The organism is Pedobacter sp. TM02 (genome assembly GCF_059705275.1).
Map to the genome: position 1 here is coordinate 3,831,272 of NZ_AP046530.1, position 14,992 is coordinate 3,846,263.

Sequence of the window (14,992 nt, forward strand, 5' to 3'; positions counted from 1 at the left end):
AATTTCTTTCAATTAAAATCCAATTTTTAACGATAAGGTATACTGTCTAGATACCGGCAAGGCCACACCACCAGAATTGTAGAATTCTGGATCCTGGCCATTTAACCTCTTATCAGAATACAGCAGCAACAGGTTGTTGCCTACCAAAGATATTGAAGCTCCAGACATACCCAATTTGCTGTAGAAGCTCTTAGGCAGGTTGTAGCTCAACGCTACTTGCCTCAACTTGATGTAATCGCCTTTTGCTACCCTTTCGGTAGAAAAGTTATACAAGTTATAGGCATACCTGATATCTACTGCCGAACCGTTGGCATCAACAATTTTCGATGCCGAAAGCGGATCGAGGATAGCTGGTACTGTAGTAAACTTCTCGTCGCCAGGCATTACCCACCTGTTTAACAAGTCGCGGCTCATTGAACTGATGTCGTTAAAGTTGCTGCTGATATTTGGATTAAGCCTGATCATGTTACCGGCAGAGAAACCAAGCAATGCAGAAAGCGTAAAGTTTTTATAGCTAAACTGGTTATAAAAACCACCGGCAAATGTAGGGTCTATTGGTCCTTCGTATTTCAAACGAAGCAGGTTGTCGTCTTGCAAATTGATGTAGGTAGTTGTTCTGCCATCTACGCCTACAAACATCGGATAGCCATAATCGTGGTTCAAGCCAGCAAACTGCACCGAGAACAAGCTGCGTTGCGGATAATTAAGTACTGCCGAGCCATTGTTTGAAGTAGACCTGAAGATATTCGGATCAACCTGCAAATCTTTTACTTTATTGGTATTGTAGCCAAAGTTGAAATTGGTAGTCCATTTAAAGTTAGGATTGTCTATGGCCTTGCCTGTAATAGCCAACTCAATACCTTTGCCAGACATGGCGCCATAATTGGCAATCTTGGTATACTCGCCACCAATACCAGAAGTTTGAATGGCACCAATCAAATCAAAAATGTTCCTTTTGTACAAATCAACGGTAAAGTTGATCCTGTTTTTGATCAAGGACAAATCCAAGCCGATATTTAAATCCTTGGTTTTTTCCCAAGTCAGTTCAGAGTTCTCGAGGTTCGAAATAAAAATCTGTGCTTCTTGATCGCCTAAGTTGGGTCTTCTCGACACTTGATTGTAGAACACGGCAGCCGAGTTGGTGGCATTGCCAATACTGGCTACCAATCCATAAGAACCGCGTAATTTGGCTCCAGTTAAGATATCGCTTTTTGGCCAGAAATCTTCATCGCTGATGTTCCAGCTGGCCGCTACGTTCCAGGTTGGCAGCCACCTGGCAGTAGCCGTTTTACCTAACAAGTTAGAGCCGTCATAACGGCCTGACAACCTCAAGGTATATTTTTCATTATAGGTGTAAGAGGCATTGGCGAAGAAGGCGGTATATCTTTCGTAATTGTTGCCCATGCTAAAATAAGGCTTGCCCTCTTCAGAGGCTTCTTTAAAATACTTGTAATATGGAGTAACCAAGCCGCCATTGTCAAACTGATAGCCCACGCCATCGAAAGACTCTCTTTGACGGTCGATGTAACGCACTTCCATCGCGCCAAAAGCGGTAATGTTATGCTTGGTGTTAAAAGTTTTATTGAAAGCCAAGTTTTGTCTGAAGTAATAGCTCTTCAGGTTATCTGTTGATGTTTTATAAAAACCACCACTAGGCAATACGCTAATTGGCAAGCTTCCCGGAATATCTGGGTCGGTATACAAATTATTGTTGCTTTGCGAAGAAGTCGCATCATCAACTGTTCTGAATGATGTAGCCATGTTAGAGCTTTCCAAAATAGAGATCTGGGTTTCAGACTTCACGAACCTGTAAGCTCCATCTACTGAATAGCTTAAGCTTGGAATGATTTTGTAGCTGATGTTTCCCTGAACCTTGAAATCCAATACGCCCAGCTTAAGATAGTTGGAGTTTAGCTCGTTCAAGATGCTAAAAGGCGCACTGTTCTGTCTAAAGTATTCATAGTTGCCATTTTCATCGTAGGCGGTAAGCATACGGCTGGTATTCACGGCGTAAGAATAAGGATTGATGTCGAAATTACGGAAGTAGTTGCCATAAACCGGATCGGATTGAAGCGCAGTAGCTCCAGGAGCCTGTTGGTTACGCACCGATCCTGTACTCAATAATTCGGCACTTAACTTATCGGTCAAATTAAAATTAGCTCGGTAGTTACCGGTAAACCTGCTTACGCTGTTTCCAATGGTAACACCATTGTCTTTGGTAAACGAAGTTGATGCATAGCTTTTAAATTTCTCCGTACCCGAATTGATGCTCAATGAATGCTCTTGTTGCAATGAATTTTTAAATAGCACGTCGAACCAATCGGTATTGGCATTGGCATACCTCGAAAGGAAAGCAATTTTATCGGCGCTGGTATTTTTTAAGGCATAGGTTTTGGTTACCGGATCATAGTTGTACAGCATGTTGTACATTTTATAGAAAGGTCCGCCACTTACACCTCTTGATTCGCCAGGAATCTGCACATAGCCTTTGTTCTGCATCTCGATCAGCACCGCCATCTGGTCGGCCGAGTTCAGGATGTCGAAATCCGAATAGCTAGGTTTGGCATAAGTAGTGAAGTTGCCACGGTAACTGATTCGAGCGGCTCCTTCGGTAAGCTTTCCTTTTTTGGTCGTAACTACAATTACCCCATTCATGGCACGGGCACCGTACATACCGGTTGCGGCCGCATCTTTCAAGATGTTAAAGCTCTCGATATCGTCGGGGTTTAAGCCTGCTACCGACGAACCAATCAGCGTACTGGCATCGCCAGAAGTAAGGGCTTCGTTCGAAATGTTAACCACATCTTCTAAGATAATCCCATCAACAACCCACAATGGTTTGTTATCTCCAGAAAATGAGGTGGCGCCACGCACGCGTATTTTAGGTGCTGCACCAAAGGTACCAGACACGTTTTGAATGGTTACCCCGGCAACCTGTCCTTCAAGCATCCTGCTCACATCGGTTACACCTGCCCTTTCGGCATCGCTTGCCTTTACCAAGGTGGCGGCTCCAGTAAATGTTTTTTTCTCAAGCGTTTGGTAACCGGTAGATACGATGTTCACCTCTTTCAGCTGGCCGGCGTCTTCTTCAAGCTCTACATCGATCTTGGTTTTGCCGTTAATGGCCATTTCAACCGTTTTGTAGCCCAGGTACCTGAATACGAGAATCGCTTTTTCGTCCTTTATCGTCATCTGGTATTCGCCCTGCTCGTTGGTAGACACCACTTGGCCAGTGCCCTTTACGAATACGCTTACACCAGGAATAGGCTTGTTGTCTTTTTTGTCCTTGACAACGCCTTTTACCGTAACGTCTTTTCGCTGTGCCACGATGGGCTCTTGCACTTTTAAAATCACTTGTGTGCCCACCAGCCTATAGCCAATGTTTTTTTGTTTTAATGGCTCTAGCGATTCTTGAATGGTGTAGGTCTTTTCAGGTACATCAAGTACCAACGATTTGCTGATTTCTGCCGCATCGTATACAAAGCTTACTTTGTAGGCCTGCTCTACCTTTTTCAGGTAGCTGTCTAATCTTTCGGGCTTCCACTTGCCTTGTTGCGCATCGGCCTTGGCCAATGAAGTCCAAAAGATTGCGCAAACAAGCAATGCCATGTGGCAGAAACTCATTCCAACTTTTCTTTTGTAAAAATTTCTCTTCATAGTTTGTTAGTTAAATAAATTGGTTGTTTAGGGGTTAAAGGTTGTTTAAGGAGTTATGAGCGTGATTTGATCTTTTTCTTTTTTGATTTTGATGTTGTAGGTCTCATTCAGCACTTCTAAAACCTGCGCCAATGTTTGGTTCTTGAAGGTGGCGTTGAGTTTTTTGTTGCGCTTGTTGTTCTGCAGCTTGATATCGGCATGGTAATATGCGCTCAGCTGCTTGCAAACTTCTTCTAATGGCGTATCTACGAAAGTGAGTTCCTTGGTTAGCCAAGCATCTGCATTCTGTGCGGTTTTGGCCACGATTTCTCCCTTTTCCGAATCGTAGGTAATGGCTTGGCCTTCGCTGAGGATTGATTTGGAACCATTTTGAAAAGGCGAAAACATTACCCTTCCCGTTTTTACGCTCAAATCGATCTGTACGGACGACACCTTGATGTTAAAGGAAGTACCGAGTACGGTGACATCAGACTTGTTCATCACTACTTTAAATGGATGCGCAGGGTTTGGTGCAATCTTGAAAAAAGCCTGCCCCCTGGCAAAGGCAATTTCCCTTTCACCGTCAAATTTCTCCGGATATTTCAGCTCGCTGTTCTCGGCCATGACAATCACAGAACCATCGGCTAGTTTTACCGTATCAACCTGGCTGTTTCCGGTAAGCTTGGTTAAGTAAACAATTTTGGTGTTTTGCTGATAGATCCAATAACCCATAGCCAGCACCAAAACGGCGGCGGCAATGTTCCTGAACCAAACCAGCTTGAGGTTGCGGCTAGGCCTGCTGCTTTTCAGGTAATCCCTCAACTCGCCGACGGCTTTCTTTTCATCAACATTGGCCAGCCTGGCTGCTTTAGAAGAAAGTTCCCAAAGTTTTTGCGTTTCGAGAAAATAAATTTCGTTTTCTGGCGATTGAGCGCGGAATTGTTCCACTTCCTGCTGCAATGCAGGGTCCATAGGATTATTTAAATATCTGGTAATTAGCACCAGAGATTCAGGATGATTAGGCATACAGTTTGTCTAGTAGGTTTAAGCTATGACAAACGATTGACAAAAAACCCCTAGTCTTTTTAGATTTTTTTATTTTTTCTAAAAAACTTTCTAATAAAGATATAGCGTAATGATTTTTTGAAAGGGCTTCGATTCCTTATCGACGTTTTTCTTGTCGAGCAGGGCTTCCCTCAGTATTTTTAAGGCATTAGCGATGTGGTTTTCGACGGTGCGCTCCGAAATACCCAACAAATCGGCTATTTCCCGGTATTTGAGTTTTTCAAACCGGTTCAACTTGAAAACCTTTTTGCATTGCGGAGGCAGTTTTTCGATCTCGATGCGCAGCAGTACCACCAACCTGTTCTCTTCGTCAAGCTCCATCAGGTATTCTTCGCTATAATCGGCTGCGATTTTCTGATGGTGCTGTTCAATGTTTTTTTGCCGATTGATGTAGTTGATCGAGGCATTGATCACCGATCGGTACAGGTACGATTTAACTGACCTTACGTCTTCCAGGCTTTCAGGATTTTCCCATACCTTCAAAAAAACGTCTTGCACCAGCTCCTCTGCTACCGAAACATCCTTGACGTACTTGTCGCTTTCGAGGAGCAGTTTCTGAAAAAAAAGCGTATAAAAATGGGTAAAGGCCTTGACCTGGCTTTCCTGTATGATATCAATTAAATCCTGCCCCGTAATTATATTAACCACTTAACTATGCTTATTCTCAGTTTCTAAGATAAACATCTGGTTAATAAACTGCAACGCTATTTTTACATAAAGTTAATTTATGTAGTATGGCGATATCATCAGGTATACGATTACGCCTGTTATAGCTACGTATAGCCAAAGCGGAAAAGTAATCCTGGCGAGCTTCCTATGGGCATCAAACCGTTGTGCCAAGGCCCTCACATAGGTAACCAGCACGAACGGAATAATAATAACCGACAGACAGATGTGGGTAATCAGGATGAAGAAATAAATGTACCTGATGGCACCCTCGCCACCAAATTTGGTCGAATCGGAAGTCATGTGATAGGCTACATACATGGCCAAAAACAATACCGACAGGAAAATGGCGAACTTCATCAGGTTTTCGTGTAGCTTCCGCTTGCCGTTTTTAATGGCCCATACCGCACTGATCAACACCACGGCAGTAATGCCGTTGATCGTTGCATAAATTGGGGGCAAAAATGACAAAGGCTTTACATCGTAGCCTAGTTTTCGGAGGTTAACGCCAAACAGCAGGGCCACCACTACAGGTATGGCCACCGACAGCAGGATAATCCATTTGTTATATTTTTGTTCTACTTGATTATTTTCCATTATTCAATTTCAATCTTTTTCGCCATCGCGATTTTAACGCCCGTCTTTTATGTTTCTGAGTTCTTCGGCAATCAATACTTTAATTTCGTCGTCTAGTTTAGAGAGTGCTTCCTGGTTGGTTGCTTCGTAATAGCCCCTGATGCGATGCTGCGAATCGATCAGCACGAACATGTTACCAAAGGTAAACTTGGGCACGCCGTTCTCCATCGTCTTCAAGGCATCGAGCTTAAGGCCGTCTTTGATCAGTTGCTCTACCTGGCAGCCATCGCCTGTCAGCAGATCCCATTTGCCCGCTTTGGCGCCCATCTTTGTTGCATAAGCCGCAAGTATCGCCGGTTTGTCGTACTCGCTGTCCATACTCAAGCTCACGAAGTGCACCATGGTGTTTTTTTCGTAGGTTTTATCAAAGGCTGCTACAGCTCTGTTGGCAAAATCTATTCCGTCGGTTCCCCGGGTATAAAACAGGTTCAGCAATACCACTTTGCCCTGGTAGTTTTTCCAGGTTACGGCTTGGCCATCCTGGTTAAGCAGGTTAAAATCTGGGATAACGTGGTAAATGGTATCGGGTATTTGTTTGCCTCTTACCGAATGGAAGGTGCTGGCTACTTTTTTAGGCCCATAAATGGCCAATGGCTTGTAGCGGTTCTTGCCCTTTTCCTGTAGTAAATAATATAAAAATCCCGGTACCGCTAAAATGGTGACCAGGATTAATATTTTTTTTATTGGATTGTATTTCATCCTTTTAAAGTTTGCTTTTCAGCCCTAAGAAAGCCGAATGGTGCTTGGTGCCTTACCGCTGCCCTTAAAGCTGTGGCATGTGGTTATGCAAATAACCGCCTTCAATCAGCATCAAAACAATAAAGTAGATGATAAAAATGAACGATACGGTTAAACACAGCTGCAAACCTAGTTTTTCGAATTTCAAGTGCATAAAGTAAGCAACAATGTAAAAGGCTTTAAGCAGGGTTAAAGCGATATACACAAAGTTACCTACGTGTTGCGACATGTGTCCGCCAGGGATGGCCCATAAGGCGATGATGAACTCGATAACGGTAATCATCAACAGGATACCGAAAACTTTCCAGATCTTGCCTTTAGTCATGCTTTCATGCTCGCCATGCGCATGTTCTTCTGTATGTATGTTGTGCTCTGACATAATATTTTATTTTAAAAGATAATTAAACTAGATAGAAGAAAGTAAATACGAATACCCAAACCAAATCTACAAAGTGCCAGTAAAGGCCTACTTTTTCTACCATCAGGTAATGGCCACGTCTTTCGAAGGTGCCGTTAATGGTCATGCATAAGATGATGATATTGATTACCACGCCACTGAATACGTGGAAACCGTGGAAACCGGTAATGGTAAAGAACAAGTTGGCAAATTGTTGCGCCGCTACAGTTGATACCGGACCGTTGAAGAAATGCGTCAACTCTTCCGGACCAGGGATAGATCCCCACCAGAAACCTTCGTGGTGCAAGTGGGTCCACTCAATGGCTTGACAGCCCAAGAACATGAAACCACCGATAATGGTTGCGACCATCCACCCGATTACTTCTTTTTTAGCTCTTCTGTGTCCTGCTTCTACCGCCAATACCATCGTTACAGAACTCATGATCAAGATAAAGGTCATGATACCTACAAACACCAATGGATAACCGCTATCGGCAATACCTGGAATAGATTGAAAAACGTGGTCTGGATCTGGCCAAGTGAACTTTGAAAAGCGTTGCGCTCCATAGTATATCAATAATGACGAAAAAGTGAAGGCATCTGATAATAAGAAAAACCACATCATTATTTTACCATATTCTACAGACCATGGCGAACGTCCGCCGGCCCATGGAGTGGTTTTAACTTGGTCTAATTTTGATAATGAATCCATTGAGTAATCGTATAATAGTTTGTTAAAAAATCTAACTGTTCAAAAGTAAAAAAACATACAGATATATCCATAATATATCTATAAAATGCCAAAAAATAGCCGCAATCTCCTGCTTATAAACTGCCCTTTCGTGTGGTATTTCCCTATAAGAGCCTACCAGACTGTTTACGATCAGGCAAAGGCCGGCAAAAATATGCAGCAAGTGAAATCCCGATACGATATAAATCATCGAAATGGCCGCATTGTTGTTGATCAGCACCGCGCCGCTGTGGTACAAACCAGACCAGGCCTGAAACTGCAATACGCCGAATACAAGGCCCAAAGCCAAAGTGATCCACAAAAACAATTGTTGGAAACCCCGCTCTCCATTCCTCAAAGCTCTCGAAGCCAAGAAAAGGAATACGCTGCTGGCTACCAATACGGCAGTGCTATATATAAAAGCATCAGGCAGTACCAAACCATGGCCTTTTCCCTTAGAGGCCGAAAATACAATGTAATAACTGGTCCATCCGCCAAACATAATGGTAGAAGAGACTACAAAAAGCCAAAGCACAAACTTTTTGGGCTTGGCGTCGAATTTTATCTCCTGCTGTTGCAATGCTAAATCCATTTAAAATTCTAAACTATTAAATCAAACAATAAAACCAATTGTACCAAAGGGATGTAAAAGAAAGAACAGAACATCACCTTGCGGGCACTTGGCAAATCCATCTTCACCACCAGCTGATAGCCATACCAGCTGAACAACAATCCGGCAAGCACCGAAACTCCTGCAATATAGTAGCCACCGAAACCATAGAAGGTTGGCAATAAGCTTACCGGTATCAGTACCAAAGTACTTACAAAGGTAAATATCGCGCTTGTTTTATCTCTTTTTTTGGTAGGTAGCAATCGGAAGCCTGCCTTTTTATAATCATCATCCAACACCCAGGCAATAGACCAAAAGTGCGGAAACTGCCATACAAACTGTACCAGGAATAAGATGCCTGCAATCTGGTAATCGACTACAGAAAAAACAGTGGTTTTGCCCAAGGCAGCCAAATAACCGATCAGCGGTGGCAATGCACCCGGTATAGCGCCCACAAATACTGCAATTGGCGATTTGCGTTTCAGGGGTGTATAGGCAAAGGCATACAATAAAATAGAGAATACCGAAATGAGACCCGTTTCTAAATTGAGCTTGCCCAACAGCCAGGTACCGGCCATGCCCATAATGAGGCCCAGCACCAATCCCTGTCCGGTGGTCATTCTGCCGGCTGGCATGGGCCTGTCTTTGGTACGGCTCATCAGCTTATCAAGGTCTTTCTCAATAATTTCGTTAAAGCAGTTGGCGGCTCCGGTTACCAAAAATCCACCAACAATCAAGATTAGCCAGTTATTCCAGTCTATTTGTGGCAAGATGGCCCTATCCACCTGAATTTTAGATCCGATCAAAAAAGTAACAGATGCCGAGAACACCACCAAAAAGGTGAGCCTGAACTTGATCAATTTAGAAAAATCTGAAAAAAACTGTTTCAATTTCAAATCGGTTAATTGGGTTTATAAGTAGCCGTACGGTACACCAACAAATACAGGTAATACTGCAAGCTAAATAAAACGGTGGCAAATAAAACATGTATGGCCTGCGCATAAGGTGGCAAAGCCAAATACGACAGCAAGAAGCCCGAAGCTACCTGTACCGCTAGCGTAATCATAATGTAGTTGGCCGTTTGCAAAGGCCAAGCCTTGCCGCTAAAACGGTCGGTTACCATTTTATAGACTACAAAATTACAGATAGCCACTAAAATGGCCAAGTCTCTGTGGTAATTAAAAAGCGAGCCCACTTTTGATACCCAGGTATTGCGCCCGTTAAACTGCAAAGACTTCGATATCGAATCAATGCTTTCGCGCACCTCGGTGCCCAAAATAACCTGTACAATCGATACCAAAATGGTAAAGAACAAAAAGCCCTTTAGCCAGGCAATGCGGTACATGATCACACTACGCTCCTTGTGCAGCTGCTTGGCATAGTTGTAAGTATAAATCTGTATGGCCAAAATAACGAGGGCCAACAGCATGTGCAGGGTAACAATCCACTGCAGCAAATTGGTGGAAACCACGATAGAGCCTAACCAGGCTTGAAAGACCACTACCAATAGATTAATGATGCTCAATACGATAATACGTTTGGCCGACTGCTTAAAGGCGAAAGCATAAACCACCAAGAAAATCATCAAGAAACCCGTTACTACACCTACCAGCCTGTTGCCATATTCGGTCCAGGTTTTGGCTACGTTAAAAGCTTCGGGCTGTGCAATAGAGGCATCGTTTCTGATACTGTCGGCCAAATCGGCTTTGCCCAGTTTCTCTAAAGTCTTGGCAAAACGTTCATTTTTAGCCAAGCGCTGGGCTACATATTTTTCTTTATAATCTGCAGGCAATTGCTTGGCCGAAGTTGGTGGTACTACCTGTCCGAAACACTTGGGCCAATCAGGACACCCCATTCCAGATCCTGTACTGCGAACGATACCACCGGCCAAAACAACCAGAAGCGTTACAATAATGGTAATGAAATTTAATCGAATAAATCTTTGCTCAGATTTAGCCACCATGGGTTAATGCTAGGTTATAAAAAAATAAGGTATCTGTGGCATATAGTTTACTCCAGCAGATACCTTATATCAAATGCTTAAACAAGTAAACTCACTAGTCTAAGTCCGTCTTTTCTTCTTTTTTGTTGGCGGCTTCCCATTCTTTCTGGATGCGCTCTGCCTCGGCGTTTCCTTCAAAGTCATGAGGCAAGTTAGAGCTCATGGTTTGAGAGAAAGGCACGGTTTGCGGAATGAAATCATGCTCTGCGCCTGGCTTACTATAATCGTAAGGCCAACGGTATACGGTTGGGATTTCTCCTGGCCAGTTGCCATGCAGGTGTTCAACTGGAGCTGTCCACTCTAAAGTATTAGCTTCCCAAGGATTTTGAGGTGCTTTTTTACCTTTAAATATAGAGTAGAAGAAATTGAATAAGAAAGCTACCTGAGCCAAGGCGGCAATAATAGCAGCCCAAGTTACAAATACGTTTACGGTTAGCCATTTTTGCATAAACTCAAACTCGGTAAATGCATAGTAACGACGAGGTACACCATCCAAGCCTAAGAAGTGCAATGGGAAGAAGACCAAGTAGGCACAGATAAAGGTTACCCAAAAGTGCAGGTAGCCCAATTTGGCATTCATCATTTTGCCGAACATTCTAGGGAACCAGTGGTAAACACCGGCCAACATACCAAAGATGGCTGCCGAACCCATTACCAAGTGGAAGTGGGCTACTACGAAGTAAGTATCGTGCAGGTTGATATCCAAAGAGGCGTTACCCAAGAAAATACCGGTTAAACCGCCCGAGATAAAGAATGAAACCAAACCGATGGCGAACAACATGGCAGGTGTAAACCTGATGTTACCTCTCCACAGGGTGGCCAAATAGTTAAAGGTTTTTACTGCCGATGGCACCGCAATGATCAAGGTAGTGATCATAAACACACCGCCCAATAATGGGTTCATACCCGTTACGAACATGTGGTGACCCCAAACGATGAACGATAATGTGGTAATACCGATCAATGAATACACCATGGCGTGGTAACCGAAAATTGGTTTTCTTGAGTTTACAGAAATAATCTCTGAAGAAATACCCAATGCCGGCATAATTACGATATATACCTCCGGGTGACCCAAGAACCAGAACAAGTGTTGCCACAAGATTGGCGAACCGCCTTCGTTCGGCAAAATCTGGGTACCGATTACGATATCCGATAAATAGAAACTTGTACCGAAGCTACGGTCGAAAATCAAAAGTACAACACCGGCTACCAATACCGGGAAAGAAAGAATACCCAAGATAGCGGTTAAGAAGAATGCCCAAATGGTTAAAGGCATTTTCCAAAGATCCATCCCTTTGGTACGCATATTTAATACGGTACTTACATAGTTGATACCGCCCATTAATGACGAAGCTACGAAAAGCACCATACTGATTAGCCACATGGTCATACCCAATGCAGAACCCGGCATAGCCTTTGGCACGGCCGACAATGGCGGATAAACCGTCCATCCGGCACTGGCAGGACCTGTTTGGATAAAGAATGAGCCCATCATGATTACGCAGGCCGTAAAGAAGAACCAGTACGAAAGCATGTTCAAGAACGGCGAAGCCATATCTCTTGCACCTACCTGCAACGGAATTAACAAGTTACTGAAAGTACCACTCAAACCAGCGGTTAATACAAAGAATACCATGATGGTACCGTGGATGGTAACCAAAGCCAAATAAAAATCTGGTTTGATCCTGCCACCAGCAGCCCATTTGCCCAAAAATGTTTCCAATAGTGGGAATGATTTATCTGGCCAAGCCAATTGGATCCTGAAAAGGATAGATAAACCCATTGCAATAACTGCCATCACGATACCTGTAATCAGGAACTGCTTGGCAATCATTTTGTGATCCTGGCTAAATACGTATTTAGTCAGGAAGGTTTCTTGGTGATGGCCATGACCGTGATCGTCGTGGCTATCGTGGTGGTGTTTATCTTGTAGTGATATAGTTGACATAATAAGGGTTCTCCAGTATTATTTATTTTTTGATAGCTAATTGATTTGTTTTGGTCGCTGCAGTATCTTTTGCAGTAGTATCTGCTACTGCTGGCGCTTCTTTGGTAGGCGCTGCAATTACAGGTAATTTAAAGGCTTTCCTCAAATCGTTAGTTAGATAAGGGTTTTGTTTCACCACCCATGCATCATATTCTTCCTGAGTTACAACCCTAACTGGTTTCTGCATGTTAAAGTGGTTGGCACCACAGATCTTGGCACAAAGCAATAAGTACTTAAAAGTAGGATCGTTGGTTTTGGCCTTCATTTGCTCGGTCGTTAACGTAGGCGTAAACTCGAAATAAGAAGTCATACCCGGTACAGTGTTCAATTGAACCCTGAAGTGTGGCATATAAAAACTGTGGATAACGTCTTTACTGGTTAGGATGAACCTTACTGGTTTGTTAACCGGCAATACAATCTCGTCAGCCAATTGATCATCCAAGCTGTTTTTATCCGTAAAATCGATACCCAAGGCATTGATAGCTGTAATCAGCTTGTAGCTTTTCTTGCCTACCACGCCATCGGCACCCGGATAACGTACATCCCATTGAAACTGAGACGAGGTTACTTCAATGCTCAAAGGCTTGTTTTTAGGGTCTTCGATTTTGTAGAAGATCGATCTCCAGGTCAAGAAGCCCATCAATACCAACACGGTAAGCACCAAAGCCGGAATGATTGTCCAGATACGCTCTAATGCATTGTTGTGTGGATAGTAGTAAGCCTTTCTCTTGCCTGTACTTTTGTAGAAATAAGTAAAAGTAAATAAGATAATGTGGGTGAGGATAAACACGATGGTGGTAATGATCAACGTAATGTTAAACATCTGGTCGATTTTTTTACCGTGCTCTGAAGCCGCCTCTGGCAAAATCATGTTGCCATGCACCGTGTACTCCCAATAAACGCCATACAAACCAACAATCAGGAACAAGGCGAATAGAATACCATTGATCTTGTTCCAGTTGATTCCTTCGGGCTTGCCTTGGGTTTCGCGGGTCAATTCATATACTCTTAGGGCCTTGCCTACTATCGCAATGAATAAGCACAATAGCAAGAACAGCAATACGTAGAACAGTGTCGATTTATAAACCGGTTCCATATCTACAGGTTTGGCCGTAGCGGCAGCGGCAGCTTCTTGGGCAAACGCACTGGTATTTGCAAATACAGTAAGCATTGCTGCTAACACCGCCATTGTTTTATTACTTATTAATTTTTTTAAACTCATTTTCTTAAAAGTAGTACGCTGTACTTTTATTATTTTAATCTATATATTCTTAAACCGTTACCGTTATAGGTGGTGATTTAAACTTTCTTGTAAAAACGGATGGTTCTTGGCAATCAAAGGCTTTTTGCTTAAAGATCCCATTACGGTAAAGGTAAACAAACCTAAGAAACCCAAGGCCGTTCCAATTTCAGGCAAGCCGAAACCGCTGCCGTCTTTAGTGCCATTGGTAAATACGCCCGGCATAATCATTTGGTAGTAATCTACCCAATGGCCGCAAAGCACAATGATGGATACAATAAGCAAGGTAGTTTCGCTACGCTTGTTGTCGCGGTCCATCAATAACAACAACGGACTTAAGAAGTTCATGATCAGGTTGATATAGAACCAAGCTTCGTAGTTGTTAAAACGGTTGTAAAAATATACGGTCTCTTCAGACATGTTGGCATAGTAGATCAATAAGAATTGCGCAAACCATACGTAAGTCCAGAAGATAGAGAAACCAAAGATAAATTGGCCCAAATTGTGCAAGTGGCTGTTGTTCACCCAGCTCATGTAGCCGGCTCTTCTCAACAGGATGATGATCACCGCAATGGTAGCCAAGCTGCTTACCCACATAGCGGCAAAGTTGTACCAGCCGAACATGGTAGAGAACCAGTGTGCTTCTAACGACATGATGGTATCGAAAGCGAATACCGGAGTGGTAAAGCCATAAATAACCAAGAAGATACAAGAGTATTTAAAGCTTTTGCGGTAAGAGTTCAAGCCACCTTCCAAATCTTCGTTTGCCGACCATTTGGCCAATAAGGTAGCGAAGATGCTATAGGTACCCAAGAAAATCACTTGTCTCGACATGAAGAAAGGTACGTTCAAGAAAGCCGATTTGCCGGCAATCAGCTTATCAAAATTGTCTGAATTAGGATCGGTTAAACCATCGGCATGCCAGTGGTGGTAAAGGTTGTGGGTATACAAACCTAAACCGATTACAACCAGCAAGATGACTACCGCGATAGGCAAAACCTTGGCCATGGCCTGAGGTACGCGCAAAATCGATGCTGACCAACCTGCTTGTGCTACATATTGTACGGCCAAAAAGAAAGCGCCAGACATACATACACAGGCAAAATAATATGCCATTAGTAACAGGTTAGCAAAAATGCGCTCATGAGCCCAATGTTCGCTGCTTACAAAACCGTAGTAGCCTATGGTAGCCAAGCCAATGACGATACCAATAATGCTCAGGGTTTTTACTTTTCCTGTAAACTCAAATTGTTCACTTAAATTATAATGATGAGTTCCCATT

At 43.1% G+C, this 14,992-nt stretch carries 13 protein-coding genes; all 13 read right to left on the bottom strand.

From position 1 onward, the window contains the following. Nucleotides 1-12: 12 nt before the first annotated feature. On the bottom strand, nucleotides 13-3,657 hold the full coding sequence (locus tag AC6H1S_RS16505; RefSeq protein ID WP_199137022.1) for a SusC/RagA family TonB-linked outer membrane protein: 3,645 nt from the start codon (nucleotides 3,655-3,657) through the stop codon (nucleotides 13-15). Nucleotides 3,658-3,702: 45 nt separating this feature from the next. Further along, nucleotides 3,703-4,608 carry a FecR family protein gene (locus tag AC6H1S_RS16510; protein ID WP_497564320.1) on the bottom strand — a complete coding sequence of 302 codons (906 nt, stop codon included), beginning with the start codon at nucleotides 4,606-4,608 and terminating at the stop codon, nucleotides 3,703-3,705. 144 nt (nucleotides 4,609-4,752) lie between these two features. After that, nucleotides 4,753-5,349 (bottom strand): RNA polymerase sigma-70 factor, encoded by a 597-nt coding sequence (locus tag AC6H1S_RS16515; RefSeq protein ID WP_199137018.1) that lies wholly within the window; start codon nucleotides 5,347-5,349, stop codon nucleotides 4,753-4,755. A 72-nt stretch (nucleotides 5,350-5,421) separates the two neighbouring features. Then, the gene (locus AC6H1S_RS16520) at nucleotides 5,422-5,964 is read right to left on the bottom strand and encodes a DUF420 domain-containing protein (RefSeq protein WP_199137016.1); all 543 of its coding nucleotides are present in this window, start codon (nucleotides 5,962-5,964) and stop codon (nucleotides 5,422-5,424) included. A 33-nt stretch (nucleotides 5,965-5,997) separates the two neighbouring features. Continuing rightward, complete coding sequence (locus AC6H1S_RS16525; protein WP_497564321.1) at nucleotides 5,998-6,702, bottom strand: SCO family protein; 705 nt, start codon at nucleotides 6,700-6,702, stop codon at nucleotides 5,998-6,000. Nucleotides 6,703-6,766: 64 nt separating this feature from the next. Next, nucleotides 6,767-7,120 (bottom strand): cytochrome C oxidase subunit IV family protein, encoded by a 354-nt coding sequence (locus AC6H1S_RS16530; protein ID WP_497564322.1) that lies wholly within the window; start codon nucleotides 7,118-7,120, stop codon nucleotides 6,767-6,769. Nucleotides 7,121-7,142: 22 nt separating this feature from the next. Then, nucleotides 7,143-7,850, bottom strand: coding sequence for a cytochrome c oxidase subunit 3 (locus tag AC6H1S_RS16535; protein ID WP_497564323.1), 708 nt, complete (start codon nucleotides 7,848-7,850; stop codon nucleotides 7,143-7,145). Between the two features lie 31 nt (nucleotides 7,851-7,881). After that, nucleotides 7,882-8,460 carry a cytochrome c oxidase subunit 3 gene (locus tag AC6H1S_RS16540; RefSeq protein ID WP_199137008.1) on the bottom strand — a complete coding sequence of 193 codons (579 nt, stop codon included), beginning with the start codon at nucleotides 8,458-8,460 and terminating at the stop codon, nucleotides 7,882-7,884. An 8-nt stretch (nucleotides 8,461-8,468) separates the two neighbouring features. Then, complete coding sequence (cyoE, locus tag AC6H1S_RS16545) at nucleotides 8,469-9,368, bottom strand: heme o synthase (RefSeq protein WP_199137006.1); 900 nt, start codon at nucleotides 9,366-9,368, stop codon at nucleotides 8,469-8,471. An 11-nt stretch (nucleotides 9,369-9,379) separates the two neighbouring features. Further along, a complete protein-coding gene (locus tag AC6H1S_RS16550) occupies nucleotides 9,380-10,441 on the bottom strand; it encodes a COX15/CtaA family protein (RefSeq protein ID WP_199137004.1) in 1,062 nt (353 codons plus the stop codon). Nucleotides 10,442-10,535: 94 nt separating this feature from the next. Beyond that, entirely contained in the window at nucleotides 10,536-12,431 is a 1,896-nt protein-coding gene (locus AC6H1S_RS16555) for a cytochrome c oxidase subunit I (RefSeq protein ID WP_199137002.1), read from the bottom strand. Between the two features lie 22 nt (nucleotides 12,432-12,453). Beyond that, entirely contained in the window at nucleotides 12,454-13,641 is a 1,188-nt protein-coding gene (locus tag AC6H1S_RS16560; RefSeq protein WP_497564324.1) for a cytochrome c oxidase subunit II, read from the bottom strand. Between the two features lie 114 nt (nucleotides 13,642-13,755). Continuing rightward, entirely contained in the window at nucleotides 13,756-14,991 is a 1,236-nt protein-coding gene (locus AC6H1S_RS16565) for a quinol:cytochrome C oxidoreductase (protein ID WP_199136998.1), read from the bottom strand. Nucleotide 14,992 lies beyond the last annotated feature (1 nt).